Annotated in this window: 15 protein-coding genes; 12 read left to right on the top strand and 3 right to left on the bottom strand. The window is 57.3% G+C overall.

Translation table 11 applies throughout. From position 1 onward, the window contains the following. The first annotated feature begins 1 nt into the window (after window position 1). The 10 genes from JL015_RS03870 to JL015_RS03825 all read left to right on the top strand — a co-directional run bounded on the left by JL015_RS03870 (window position 2) and on the right by JL015_RS03825 (window position 6,951). The gene (locus tag JL015_RS03870) at window positions 2–1,777 is read left to right on the top strand and encodes a DDE-type integrase/transposase/recombinase (RefSeq protein WP_201017470.1); all 1,776 of its coding nucleotides are present in this window, start codon (window positions 2–4) and stop codon (window positions 1,775–1,777) included. Further along, window positions 1,777–2,958 (top strand): ExeA family protein, encoded by a 1,182-nt coding sequence (locus tag JL015_RS03865; protein ID WP_201017537.1) that lies wholly within the window; start codon window positions 1,777–1,779, stop codon window positions 2,956–2,958. The genes JL015_RS03870 and JL015_RS03865 overlap by 1 nt, the downstream gene beginning before the upstream one ends. Before the next feature lies 1 nt (window position 2,959). Then, entirely contained in the window at window positions 2,960–3,277 is a 318-nt protein-coding gene (locus JL015_RS03860; protein ID WP_201017469.1) for a hypothetical protein, read from the top strand. Then, complete coding sequence (locus JL015_RS03855) at window positions 3,274–3,561, top strand: hypothetical protein (protein ID WP_201017468.1); 288 nt, start codon at window positions 3,274–3,276, stop codon at window positions 3,559–3,561. The genes JL015_RS03860 and JL015_RS03855 overlap by 4 nt, the downstream gene beginning before the upstream one ends. After that, window positions 3,561–4,040: a hypothetical protein gene (locus JL015_RS03850; RefSeq protein WP_201017467.1), complete on the top strand. Its 480-nt coding sequence runs from the start codon at window positions 3,561–3,563 to the stop codon at window positions 4,038–4,040. The genes JL015_RS03855 and JL015_RS03850 overlap by 1 nt, the downstream gene beginning before the upstream one ends. Next, window positions 4,033–4,659 (top strand): DUF3164 family protein, encoded by a 627-nt coding sequence (locus JL015_RS03845; protein WP_201017466.1) that lies wholly within the window; start codon window positions 4,033–4,035, stop codon window positions 4,657–4,659. The genes JL015_RS03850 and JL015_RS03845 overlap by 8 nt, the downstream gene beginning before the upstream one ends. A 233-nt stretch (window positions 4,660–4,892) precedes the next feature. Next, window positions 4,893–5,582: a DUF2786 domain-containing protein gene (locus JL015_RS03840; protein ID WP_201017465.1), complete on the top strand. Its 690-nt coding sequence runs from the start codon at window positions 4,893–4,895 to the stop codon at window positions 5,580–5,582. A gap of 75 nt (window positions 5,583–5,657) precedes the next feature. After that, entirely contained in the window at window positions 5,658–6,137 is a 480-nt protein-coding gene (locus JL015_RS03835; RefSeq protein ID WP_236250153.1) for a hypothetical protein, read from the top strand. Beyond that, window positions 6,134–6,589: a gp16 family protein gene (locus tag JL015_RS03830; RefSeq protein WP_201017463.1), complete on the top strand. Its 456-nt coding sequence runs from the start codon at window positions 6,134–6,136 to the stop codon at window positions 6,587–6,589. Before JL015_RS03835 ends, JL015_RS03830 begins: the two co-directional genes overlap by 4 nt. After that, entirely contained in the window at window positions 6,586–6,951 is a 366-nt protein-coding gene (locus tag JL015_RS03825) for a Mor transcription activator family protein (protein ID WP_236250152.1), read from the top strand. Before JL015_RS03830 ends, JL015_RS03825 begins: the two co-directional genes overlap by 4 nt. An 88-nt stretch (window positions 6,952–7,039) precedes the next feature. Here the strand turns inward: JL015_RS03825 and JL015_RS03820 are convergent, their stop codons facing one another. Continuing rightward, window positions 7,040–7,858, bottom strand: coding sequence for a Tc toxin subunit A (locus JL015_RS03820; protein WP_236250151.1), 819 nt, complete (start codon window positions 7,856–7,858; stop codon window positions 7,040–7,042). Between the two features lie 612 nt (window positions 7,859–8,470). Here JL015_RS03820 and JL015_RS03815 point away from each other — a divergent pair. After that, window positions 8,471–8,701, top strand: coding sequence for a DUF6124 family protein (locus JL015_RS03815; RefSeq protein WP_201017461.1), 231 nt, complete (start codon window positions 8,471–8,473; stop codon window positions 8,699–8,701). Between the two features lie 127 nt (window positions 8,702–8,828). Here JL015_RS03815 and JL015_RS03810 read toward each other — a convergent pair whose 3' ends face one another. Then, a complete protein-coding gene (locus tag JL015_RS03810) occupies window positions 8,829–10,352 on the bottom strand; it encodes a fumarate hydratase (protein ID WP_201000249.1) in 1,524 nt (507 codons plus the stop codon). Between the two features lie 186 nt (window positions 10,353–10,538). Here JL015_RS03810 and JL015_RS03805 point away from each other — a divergent pair, with 186 nt between their 5' ends. After that, window positions 10,539–11,474, top strand: coding sequence for an iron-sulfur-binding ferredoxin reductase (locus JL015_RS03805; RefSeq protein ID WP_201017460.1), 936 nt, complete (start codon window positions 10,539–10,541; stop codon window positions 11,472–11,474). Between the two features lie 110 nt (window positions 11,475–11,584). On the opposite strand, the gene pyk is transcribed toward JL015_RS03805, so the two are convergent. Continuing rightward, entirely contained in the window at window positions 11,585–13,036 is a 1,452-nt protein-coding gene (pyk, locus tag JL015_RS03800; protein WP_201017459.1) for a pyruvate kinase, read from the bottom strand. Between the last annotated feature and the right edge of the window lie 159 nt (window positions 13,037–13,195).

Here is a 13,195-nt window from a genome sequence, read left to right as displayed (position 1 = left end):
TATGACGCCCATTCAAACCCAGCAACTGGTGCAGATCGCCCAGCGTGCCGCAAGCGCGCCTCATGGCCAGCGCACGCTGATCTACAAGGACGGCGCCGTTGAAATGGGCGTCTCGCTGCAAACCCTGCAGCGCAAGCTCAAGGAGGTCTCCGTGAACATCAAACCACGCAAACGCCGCAACGACGCTGGTAACAGTGCGTTGCCTGTTGCGGAAGCACGGTTGATCTCGGCCATGCTGCTGGAGTCCATCCGTGCAAACAACAAACAGCTCTCGACCATTGAGCGTGCGGTCGAGCGCCTACGCAGCAACAACATGATTTTGGCCGGTCGGGTGGATGAAGTGACGGGTGAGTTTAAGCCGCTGTCTTGCGGGGCCATTACTCGCGCACTTCGCACTTACAAACTGCACCCGGAACAACTTCTGCAAGATGCACCGGCTGTCTCCCTGGCGAGCAAGCACCCAAACCATGTCTGGCAGATCGACGCCTCGATCTCGACCCAGTTCTATCTGGCGGACGATGGTGCGCGAGCCATGAGCCAGTCGGAGTTCTACGAAGGCAAGCCGGGCAATCTGAAGAAGATCGAGCGCCAACGACTGTGGCGCTACGTGATCACAGACCACACGAGCGGTACGCTGTACCTGGAATACGTTCTGGGTGCTGAGTCTGCCGAGAACCTCTGTACGGTGCTGATTAATGCCATGCAGAAGCGCCACGCAGCAGATCCGTTTCACGGCGTCCCCTGGATGCTGATGACCGACCCTGGCGCAGCAATGACCAGTGGCATCTTCCGCAACCTGTGCCGGGCTATGAGCATTGAGCTGGTGATCAACCAGGTCGGCAACGCACGCGCCAAGGGCCAAGTCGAGCAAGCGCACAACATAGTCGAGCGGGAGTTCGAGAGCGCGCTCAAACTCCAATCCGCTGAAAGCCTGGCACAGATCAACGGCTGGGCAGGCCAGTGGATGCGCTACTACAACGCAACCTCTATCCATACACGCACCCAACGCACCAGATTTGGCGTCTGGCAACTCATCACCGCCGATCAGCTTCGCCTGGCTCCCGCCGTCGAAGTCTGCCGCGAGCTGGCCGTCAGCACGCCAGAAACCCGCAAAGTAACCAACCTTCTGCGCGTGAACTTTCGGGGCACTCAATTTGATGTCAGCACGGTGCCGGGCGTAATGGTCGGCGAGCAACTGCTGATCACCCGCAATTGCTGGCGAGACAAAGACACAGCCATCGCGGTGCTGGTAGGTGATGACGGGCGTGAGCATTACCACGTGATCGACAGGATTGGGGTGGACCAGTTCGGCTTCGCTGAAACCTCGGCCACGATTGGTGAACAGCACAAACACCACGCCGAAACGCCAGCTCAGCAGTCCCGCAAGGTCCTGGAGCAAATTGCAACCGGAACCAATAGCGAAGCTGAGGCCGAGGCAGCACGCAAGGCCAAGGCTGTGCCGTTTGGTGGCCAGATCGATCCGCACAAACACGTCACCGACACTTTACTGCCTTCGTACATGCCACGTCGCGGCACTTCGATGAACGTCAACGCGCCCTCGATTGAGCTGGCCCCACTGACCCACGTCGAAGCCGCGAAGCAACTTCGCTCCCGCCTGGGCACCACCTGGTCGGGCGAGTCGTTTGCCTGGTTGCAGCGCAAATTCCCTGAAGGTGTTCCTCAAGACCAACTTAATGCCATTGAGGCCGAATTGAGCGCACCTGCAGAAACAGCTCGCCCGGCACTCGCCCTGGTACGCGCCGTAGGAGGTGAATGATGTTGAAACTCAAGTCTGTATTGCAGGGGGTGGGCCGGCCTCAATCGGCCTTGGCCGAGGCGCTGAAGGTCAGCCCGGCCACTGTCGCCCAGTTGATCAATCACGGCCAGTGGCCCCGCAGCCTGGACAGTGAAGACCTGCAGGGACGCATTCGTGCGTTTTTGGTCGAGTCCGGGGCCAATGATGCTGACGTTGCAGATGTATTTGAAAAAGTGGACCCACCGTGCGCCAACACGGCAGGTCCGGCCCTTAATGAAGAGCCGTCCGGGGAGGACGAACCCATGCTACTACCAAAACAGACCCTGAAGGCAGCTACACGTAAAGCTTTTGGCCTTTTCAGAGATCCTTTCGATGAGCTGCAGGACGCCAAGGACATGTGGGTCAGCCCCGACATTCGCTACGTTCGAGAAGCGATGTATCAGGTGGCGCGCCACGGTGGCTTTATGGCGGTCGAAGGCGAGTCAGGCGCTGGCAAGAGCACTTTGCGCCGCGATCTCATCAACCGACTGGTCGAAAACAACGACCCGGTGATCATCATTGAACCCTACGTGCTGGCGTCTGAGGACAACGATACCAAGGGCAAGTCGCTGAAGAGCACCCATATCGCCGAATCCATGATGGCTGCAGTCGCGCCACTGGAAAAGGCCAAGAGCAGCCCTGAGGCTCGCTTCGCTCAACTCCACCGGGTGTTAAAAGAGTCACATGCTGCGGGTTACCGGCACTGCTTGGTCATCGAAGAGGCCCACAGCCTGCCGATCCCGACCCTCAAACACCTCAAGCGCATCCTGGAACTGGAGATCGGGTTCACCAAACTGGTCAGCATCATCATAATCGGACAGCCGGAACTGGCCGTGAAACTCTCCGAGCGTAACGCCGACGTGCGCGAGGTTGTGCAGCGCTGCGAGCGCGTAACGCTGCCGCCGATTGAAGGGCAGCGCCTGGAAGAGTTTCTCTGGTTCAAATTTGAGCGAGCAGGCAAAGACATGCGCCAAGTCATCGACGAGAGCGGCGTCCAGGCTATTGCTGCACGTCTTTCTCAGGTCGCACGTCGCGGTGGCCGCGATGAGGCCGTTTCGCTCCTGTACCCGCTGGCCATCGGCAATCTGGTTATCGCAGCGTTGAATCTTGCCGCCGAGCTGGGCGTGCCTGTAGTCAATGCTGACGTCGTAAAGGGGGTGTGAGATGGCACACCTGTACCTCGTACCACCACAGCCCAAGCCACCACTGAGCCTTCTGGCTCATGACTTCCAACCCATGCTCGCTGCGTTCAACCAATTGACTCGGGATCTTCGCGATGCGGGTGCCAATATCCGTTCGCTGAACTTCCTGGATAAACGCATCGTGATCTCAGGTGATGACCTGGACATTATTTCACGCCGCTTTGGTCATGAGATCCGTAGTCAGAGCAGCAAAACCAGCGGGCTCCACACCCGCCATTCAGTACGCATACGCGATATGAACGTGTCCTGGTTCTCACGTGTAAAGGAGCAGGACAAATGAGCGAATCCATTGTTTTTCATGCCTGCTCAACCCTCTGTAACCCGGATCTTTTGAGTGAACACCAAGTGCGCGCTGAGCTGAAACGGGCCAACGATGACCTGTTCGGTAAAGACCTGAAGATCATTGAGCTCAAAGAGCAAGTTCACGCACTTGATGCAATTTTGGTGAGGCTGGCCAAGCTGCAGATATCGGAAAACTACAGCGAAATTTACAACGAGATGCAGCGTCTTGCTGCTCACTACCAAGAGCAGAAAGTAGCACAAGCTGCAAGGCAGACTCACTGATGAATCAGGCTCTGAAAACCTCAATTGACACCCTGACTACAGCCGTCAGATCTGAAACTCCAACCATTTTTTGGCAAGAGGCTATGGAGCATGTCGCAGTGCTTCTTGAGCATGTACGAGGCTCATCAAATGCCACGGATTCAATCAAGTTAACCCGAGCAGCTACTTCCGAAGGTCGTTTTTCAGATGCAGCAGATCACCTTGACCAGGTACTGCATTCCCTTCAGGCCTTGGCGGGGGCGCACGTTGTGCCCCTGTCAGACTTGCTGGTTGATTTTGAAGCTGCACTCATGATCAAGCCGTTCTTATGGCTGGAAATCGGCTTCAACAGAGTGAGCGGCTGGATGATCACCGTCTATGACAAACAAGGGGGATTTGAGCGTGTGGTGGTGCAGGAGCACGACCTGAAGATCGACGACACTTGCCGATCTGCGTCACTCCAACTTCAAGCTCTTATAAAGGAAGAACATCATGTCTAACACCCAAAAAACGCCGATCCCCGTAGGCTTCTGGCAGGACGCACAAGGTCGTCTCGTTCACGAAAGCATGATCAAACCGATTGATGTGGAGCGCGATCGCTTAGTGCGCGATCTGGTTCAGCGCGCAGACAAAATTAATAGCGAACTGACCACTTTCAAAGCTGGCGCATTCGGCGATATCGAGGCTTTCGTTGAGCTGAGCGCCGAGCAATATGCCGTTAAATTGGGCGGAAAAAAGGGCAACGTCACCCTCTACAGCTTCGACGGTCGCTTCAAGATCCAGCGTGCTGTGCAGGAATCTATTGCGTTCGATGAACGCCTGCAGGCAGCACGTGCATTGATCGATGAATGCCTACGCGATTGGACTGAAGGTGCCCGCCCGGAAGTGGCGACTCTAGCGAATGATGCGTTCCGCACTGACGCTCAGGGCGAGATCCGTACTGCACGAGTTCTTGCATTGCGGCGCTTGGATATCAAGGACGAACGCTGGCAGCGAGCAATGACAGCGATCGGAGAGGCATGCCAAGTGGTGGGCTCTAAATCCTACATCCGCGTATATGAGCGAGTCGGAGACTCCGATCAGTACCGCCCAATCAGCCTCGATATCGCGGGGGTGTGACATGCAGTCAATCATTATTCGTTTACGTTACTCGACGGGGGCATACCACGCTTCCGCATCTGGTCATAAGGCAAAAGCGTCTTCTTCGATCAGTGGGCAACATGCGGCCGAAGCCTTGGTAAGAAAAATCTGCCCTATGAATGAGGTCGAAAGGGTCGAGCCGCTCAAAAGCGCTGGAATAAAAAACACCATTGATCTTCGGTTCCATTTCAAACAAGTCTTGGGGGTGTGACATGGAAGAGAATCGTATCCTCGATAAAATAAAAAAGTGCCTGGAGATGGCCAAGTCCAAAACCAGCAACCCCAATGAGGCAGAAACGGCGCTACGCCACGCGCGCAAGCTGATGGACATGTACAGCTTGGAGATGGGCGACGTGCTGGCCAGCATGGCGTGCGAGGTGTCGATCCTGGCAGGATCAGAGGGGCCTCCTCCGGCCTGGCGTGTTCGCCTGGCCCAAGTATGCAGCCTAGCTTTCGGTACCCGACTGATCATTCAGACAAGCCCCTTAAGTGCTTCACGCTTCATCCTGATCGGCTGCGCTGCGGCTCCCGAATTGACCGGTTATGCCTATCAGGTGCTGGTCCGGCAACTGCAGAAGGCTCGCCGTGAATACCTGGACACGCAGAAACGGTGCAAGCGGTCGACAAAAACAGCGCGTGGGGACGCATTTGCCAATGCCTGGATTGATGCCGTACACCAGAAAATCGACGAATTTTCCGGTGTTGAAGACAACATTGCCGAGGCGATCGAAGCCTATATTGAAAAGCACCATCCTGAACTGGAAAAGGCAGAAATCAAGCGGCGCAAGCTCAAGTCACGGGATGAGTCAGCGGCAGATGCTGGCTACCAGGCTGGAAAATCCGCTCAGTTGCACCGAGCGGTAAGCCATGAGCCTCGTGCCCGGCTGACGATGGGGGTTTGAATGCGAGTTCAATGCCCTTGTTGCGGCGAGCAGTTCCCTCTGGAAGCCGGGTTCTTAGATGATGAGGGAAAGCGCTTGGCTGCCCAGTTCGCTGATATCGAACCGCGCCTCGGCCGGGCGGTCCTCGGTTACCTACGGTTGTTCAGCCCAGCCAAGCGCGGCTTGCGCACCAGCCGCGCTATCAAACTGGTTGAGGAACTGATGGCCTTGGTCAAAACCGGCTCGGTCACCCGTGACGCTCGGACTGCTGAATCAAAGCCGGCGACTCCAGCAATGTGGGCAGCAGGCATTGATCAAATGCTGACTCAGCGGGAGCGCCTGACGCTTCCGCTGGACACCCACCATTACCTGCGCGCTGTGGTGTATGGCATAGCCAACGACCCTGCAGCGGTGATCAAGGCACAGCCAGTGACGCCGGGTCGCTCAAAATCCAGCATGACTGTGCAGCAAGTGCACCAGGAAAATGTTGGCCGAATCAAAAGTGACGTTCTGCTTGGGATTTGTACTGCAGAAGAAGGAGAGCGCCGCATCGCGGCCTTGGGGGATGAGGCATGAGTACAGATGAAAGGTTGCAACTGATCAAGCTGATCCATGTGGGCCGCCGCGAGCTGGGCATGGAGCCCGATACCTACCGACTGATGCTTGCTGGCATGAAACAGTTGGGTGGCGTCACTTCGACAGCAGATTTGAGCATTCCAAAGCTGAAGCTGGTTTTGGAACAGCTCAAAGCCAAAGGTTTCAAGGTACGTCCAAACAAAAAATCGGTTCGCCCGATGGCTGGCGATGCCCAGTCGAAGAAAATCAGGTCTATGTGGCTGGGCCTGCACGCTGCTGGAGTTGTTCGAGATTCGTCAGAGTCGGCGCTAGCTAAGTTCGTGTGCACGATGACAGGCGTTAAGGCGCTGCAATGGCTGACAATCGCTCAGGCCGGTCAGGTTATCGAGAACCTCAAGCAGTGGGAGCAGCGCGCAGGTAAGCAGAGCTCACGCTTGCAGGAGCCTATATGAGTATGAGCAAATCGCGCAGCAAGGCACCTGAGCTGCTGACGGATCTGGCAGAGCAGATATCTCATGCTCTTGTCGAGCTGACCAAGCTGGATAAGGAGCGAGCTGACCAGGTGGGTCGTGAGGTGGCCGAACGGATTGCATCCCACTGGGGTGGCCAAAACATCTACGTTCCAATGGGACAGTCAATCCGACTAAGCCGCCGAGATCTGCAGGTGTACAACGACTTCAACGGCTCCAATCACAGTGATTTGGCGCGGAAGTACTCAATCTCGCTGGTGTGGGTTTACAAGATCATCAAAACCGTCAGAAAGGAGGAAGTCGCCAAGCGTCAGAGCGATATGTTTGGTCCGATGGACGTCTGAAGTCCGCACTCAAAGCCATTGCGACCAATGCAATGGTTTTGCATCCTCTATCCCAACCTTTCCCATGTTCTCCCTTCATATCCCACATTTATCTTATTTGACCCTCTGTATTTATCTCAGTCCTAAACAGCTCGGGGCTGAACCCGCTCATCATCACCTGCGCTACGGAACTGTTGTGTTGCAGAGCTCCATAGGCGCTGGTCCCGGCAGATGTGGCCGGAACCTCAAGGCTTATACGGTAACTCAGCTCGCCCAGCCTCGGTTTCTTGCCGCCAAGGCCCAGCATGATCTGTTGATGGTGAAAGTTGTACGGGAACAGAAAGGGGTGTTTCTTTTCCGCCACCAATTGATAAATGGTCTTGTCCTTGTCCGCTTCTACGGTATCGACATAAGTGTCGATGGCCTTGCTCAATACCTGATTGACGATCTGCAAGGTCGGCACCGGAGTGAAGGTACTTTGCTGATCGATCAAAAGATCTTTCAGGTCCGGGCGACGGTCTTCGAGACTGATACGGTTTGTTTCCGGGGTGCTGCCTTCCAGCTCTTCCCTGGCAAACCTGTACAGGGACGTGAGGTACGCCGCGGGCGAGTCCTTGGCTTCAATCGCGCCCACCTTGCAAAACAGGTCCCAGTTTTCCTTGAACAGGTTGGGGAAGCTGGGACCGATATCCACCAGCGAGCGAACACCGGTACGCCTGGTAATGCTTTGAGTGCGCCCGGATGACACCAGTTGGTTGCGATACAGCCGAACAATCTGGGTGGCGTAACAACGGGCGTTTTCATAAGCCAGCTCACCGTTGGCATCGCTCAACCGGGCAAGCTCTCGCACGAAAGCAGGCTTGGCGCGGCGCACAATGTCGAATACCGAAGTAATCCCCATCTCTTGAATGGCGCTGATAAACGTCATTTTTCCATCTGCCTGTTCAACAGGAGATGGCTCGGTTTTGGCGAGATTTCTGAGTAAGGAAAAAGGCTGGTCGGACATGTCAGTGCTCCTGCGGGGATTACTGACAGCTTTTTTCAATAGAGGGTTTTTGTCATCTGACAGAAATGACAGTGAGGAAGGAATATGTTTTTTTTTAAAATTTAAAACAATGAGTTACATGTTTTTAAAGGCATAGCTTGATGGGTGATAAAGGCCGGGTTTTTTATGAGAATGGATCTTTACCGATGCTTCGGTCATTCAGTTTTTTGTTCTAAATGACAGGATGCCTCTCTTTCCCTTGAAGGACATTTCCGAGAAAATCCCAACCTCTTGCGCCTTGTCATTCAGGTCTCTAGGCTGCCCCGGTCGCTGCAAAATCAGCGATCAGGTTTGGTAGACCTGAGCTAGCCCGGCGCAATGCGCCACCTTCTACGGGGCGCGTTTTTACGGCCTGCGTTTATGGTGGCCGTGCGCTCGGCGTTCTCGGACGCACCGGTTCGCCAGGCTGCCGGTCTACCAACTTGCGCACGGCCGCCACCCTGATCGTTGGTAGCGATAAGAGGCGGCTCCTTTAACAAGCCTGGAGTTGCACAAATGCTCGATAAAGTCATACCAGCCCCACCCACAGCCCTGTTTATCGTCAACGAGTCCGTCAATCGGGAAGAAGCGCTCAATTACGCTTCCGACCTGTTGCGCTGCATCATCACCACAGCCTACGAGTCGGGCGACTGCGCCCAGGGCACAAGCCGCGATCTGGCCTTCTCGGTGCAGCATCTGGCGGAAATGGCCAAGGCTATGGTGGATCGTTCGATAGCCTGTTTGTAGATACCGTCCCTTCGCGAATGAATTCGCTCCTACCGGACCGTGTAGAAGCGAATTCATTCGCTAAAGAGCAAGAACACAAAAAGAAAACCCGGCATTGCGCCGGGTTTTTTGAGTACGCCAACCAGACTTACTGCACTTCCACCGCCAGGCTGTCGCTGATCTTTTTCTGCCAGATCTGCGGGCCGGTGATGTGTACGGATTCGCCTTTGCTGTCGACGGCGACCGTGACTGGCATGTCCTTGACCTCGAACTCGTAGATCGCTTCCATGCCCAGTTCGGCAAAGGCCAGGACCTTGGATTTCTTGATCGCCTGAGCCACGAGGTAAGCAGCGCCACCGACGGCCATCAGGTACACAGCCTTGCTGTCCTTGATCGCGTCGATAGCGGTCGGGCCGCGCTCGGATTTGCCGATCATGCCCAGCAGGCCGGTCTGTTCAAGGATCTGGCGGGTGAACTTGTCCATCCGCGTGGCCGTTGTCGGGCCAGCCGGGCCAACCACTTCTTCGCGTACCGGATCGACCGGGCCGACGTAGTAGATGAAACGGCCCTTGAGGTCTACCGGCAGGGTTTCGCCCTTGTTCAGCATCTCGACCATGCGCTTGTGCGCTGCGTCGCGACCGGTGAGCATCTTGCCGTTGAGCAGAACGGTTTCGCCCGGCTGCCAGCTCTGTACTTCTTCCGGCGTCAGGGTGTCGAGGTTGACGCGGCGGGCCGACGGGCCTGCTTCCCAGACGATTTCCGGGTAAGCGTCCAGTGGCGGCGCTTCCAGGGAAGCCGGGCCGGAGCCGTCCAGAACGAAGTGCGCGTGACGGGTGGCGGCGCAGTTGGGGATCATGCACACCGGCAGCGAAGCGGCGTGGGTCGGGTAGTCCATGATCTTGACGTCAAGCACGGTGGTCAGACCGCCAAGGCCCTGAGCGCCGATGCCCAGTTGGTTGACCTTCTCGAACAGCTCAAGACGCATTTCTTCGATACGGTTTTGCGGGCCACGGGCCTTCAGCTCGTGAATGTCGATGGACTCCATCAACACTTCCTTGGCCATGACCGCCGCCTTCTCGGCAGTGCCGCCGATACCGATGCCCAGCATGCCCGGTGGGCACCAGCCAGCGCCCATGGTCGGAACGGTTTTCAGTACCCAGTCGACGATGGAGTCGGACGGGTTGAGCATCGCCATCTTCGATTTGTTTTCCGAGCCGCCGCCTTTGGCCGCGACGTCCACTTCGACGGTGTTACCCGGCACGATGGAGTAGTGGATGACCGCCGGAGTGTTGTCCTTGGTGTTTTTACGAGCGCCAGCCGGGTCGGCCAGGATCGAAGCGCGCAGGACGTTTTCAGGCAGGTTGTAGGCGCGACGCACGCCCTCGTTGATCATGTCGTCCAGGCCCATGGTGGCGCCATCCCAGCGTACGTCCATGCCGACACGCACGAACACGGTGACGATACCGGTGTCCTGGCAGATCGGACGATGGCCGGTTGCACACATGCGCGAGTTGATCAGGATCTGAGCCATGGAATCGCGGGCAGCAGGGGACTCTTCACGCAGATAGGCCTCATGCATGGCCTGGATGAAATCAACGGGGTGGTAATAGGAAATGAATTGCAGTGCGTCTGCAACGCTCTGAATCAGGTCGTCTTGCTTGATCACGGTCATGCGGCGCGCTCCTCTGTAAGGACGGGAACATTCAATTACGCTATCGGCAGACATCTGGCACAGCGGCACGAGCCAGAGTTGTCAGGGTAGCCGTAGCGGGCGCAAAAAGGCGCGGCAGTATAACCCGCCCAATCGACCAACCTGTACAATCGCGCATATTTTCTGCGCAGGGCCTGGAACTTTCCGATGCCTGAGATACATGTCGGCGACCGGCACTGGCCGGTGGCTGCGGCCAGTAATCTGCTCGATGCCCTTAATCAGGCGGGTATTGCCGTACCTTACAGTTGTCGGGCGGGCAGTTGCCATGCGTGTCTGGTGCGCTGCGTACAGGGCGAACCTGCGGATGACAAACCCGATGCGCTGGCTGCGGACAAGCGTCAGCAGGGTTGGCGTCTGGCGTGCCAGTGCCGTGTGGTTGAAGATCTGACGGTGGAGGTCTTCGACCCGGTTCGCGACGGTTTGCCTGCCAGAGTGTCGGGCTGCGACTGGCTGAGCCCGACGGTGCTGCGTTTGCGTCTGGAGCCGGAGCGCCCGCTGCGTTACCGCGCCGGTCAGCATCAGGTGCTGTGGACGAGCAGCGGGGTTGCGCGGCCGTATTCACTGGCCAGCCTGCCCGGTGAAGACGCTTTTCTGGAGTTTCACCTCGATTGCCGCCGTCCCGGCGCGTTCTGCGATGTTGCAAGGCAGTTGCAAGTGGGCGATGCCATCAGGCTGGGCGAGTTGCGTGGCGGTGCCTTGCAATACGACCCCGACTGGCAGGAGCGTCCGCTGTTGCTGCTGGCGGCTGGCACCGGGCTTGGCCCGTTGTGGGGCGTGCTGCGCGAGGCGTTGCGTCAGGAGCACAAGGGTGTGATTCGTGTGCTGCATCTGGCACATGAAAGGAGTGAGCATTACCTTCGTGATGCATTGCAGGCGCTGGCAACCCGGCATGCCAATCTGCATATTCAGATGATCGTTGCCGATGAACTGCAAAGCGCATTGTCTGAATTGCGCCTTCTATCCAGGCAAGCCATGGCGTTGGTTTGCGGCAGTCCCGAGAGTGTCGAAGTGTTCGCCAAGCGGCTCTACATGGCTGGTTTACCTCGTAGCCAGATGCTTGCTGATGTGTTTTCAGGCCGTTAGGTATTGTTTTGAAGCGTCGCGACCAAGTCCCTTTCCAGATCATGCTTCCATAAAACGAAAACCCCCGGCTCGCGAGAGACCGGGGGTTTTCGTTTACGGCGTCTGGCGTTTTAAACCAGGGGATCGCCAACGTGCAGGATTTTCATGCCGTTGGTGCCACCGATGGTGTGGTAGCTGTCGCCCTTGGTCAGGATGACCCAGTCGCCTTGCTCGACCAGACCGCGCTTGAGCAGTTCGTCTACCGCAGCCTGGCTGACTTGACCTGGCGGCAGGGCTGCCGGGTCGAACGGCACGGTGTAGACGCCACGGAACATGGCGGCACGCGCCTGGGTTTCGCGGTGCGGGGAGAACGCATAGATCGGCACCGAAGAACGGATACGCGACATGATCAGCGGGGTGTAGCCACTTTCGGTCAGGGCGATGATCGCCTTGACGCCCGGGAAGTGGTTGGCGGTGTACATGGCGGCCAGCGCGATGCTTTCGTCACAGCGAGTGAACGAGTGACCGATGCGGTGGCTGGAGGTCTTGCCTGTCGGGTGCTTTTCAGCGCCCAGGCAGATGCGAGCCATGGCCTGTACAGCTTCGATCGGATAGGAACCGGCGGCACTTTCAGCCGAGAGCATCACGGCGTCGGTGTAGTCGAGCACGGCGTTGGCCACGTCGGACACTTCGGCGCGGGTCGGCATCGGGCTGGAGATCATCGACTCCATCATTTGCGTGGCAACGATCACCGCCTTGTTGTGGCGACGTGCGTGCAGGATGATGCGTTTCTGTACGCCGACCAGTTCGGCGTCACCGATTTCAACGCCCAGGTCACCACGGGCAACCATGACGGCATCGCTGGCGCGGATAAGCTCGTCGAGCACTTCATCGTTTGCAACGGCTTCGGCGCGCTCGATCTTGGCGACCAGCCAGGCAGTGCCGCCGGCTTCGTCACGCAGCTTGCGAGCGTATTCCATGTCCGCGGCATCGCGCGGGAAGGAAACGGCCAGGTAGTCCAGCTCCATTTCTGCAGCCAGCTTGATGTCCTGTTTGTCTTTTTCGGTCAGCGCGGGTGCTGTCAGGCCACCACCGCGGCGGTTGATGCCTTTGTGGTCCGAGAGCGGGCCACCGATCAACACGGTGCAATGCAGTTCTTCAGCCGTTTGTGTATCGACGCGCATGACCACGCGACCGTCGTCGAGCAGCAGCTCGTCGCCCACGCCGCAGTCCTTGACCAGGTCGGGGTAATCGATGCCCACGATTTCCTGATTGCCATCGGTCAGTGGATGAGCGGTGGAGAAGGTGAACTTGTCTCCGACCTTAAGCTCTATTCGTTTGTTGGCGAACTTGGCGATACGAATTTTCGGGCCTTGCAGGTCACCCAGCAGTGCGACGAAGCGCCCGTGTCTGGCGGCGATTTCACGGATCAGCCTGGCGCGAGCCTTGTGCTCATCCGGGGTGCCGTGGGAGAAGTTCAGGCGAGCAACGTCCAGACCCGAGAGAATGAGTTGTTCGATGACTTCAGGCGAATTACTGGCAGGGCCAAGTGTGGCGACGATTTTGGTGCGGCGAACGGTCATGCACAAACTCCTTAATTGAAGCGCAGCGAGAGGCTACTCCTGTCCGGGGCTTTAGTCATTGTTCCTTTGCACTACCTCTTCGGAAATCGGCAGGGCAATCGGCTGATGATCGGTGTTGAATCGGCCCTGAAGAAATGGGGCCGGGGGCCGATATCAAGG

This window comes from Pseudomonas cichorii, assembly GCF_015471405.1.
Lineage (GTDB): Bacteria > Pseudomonadota > Gammaproteobacteria > Pseudomonadales > Pseudomonadaceae > Aquipseudomonas > Aquipseudomonas serbiensis.
This window is presented reverse-complemented; position numbering and strand designations above follow the sequence as displayed.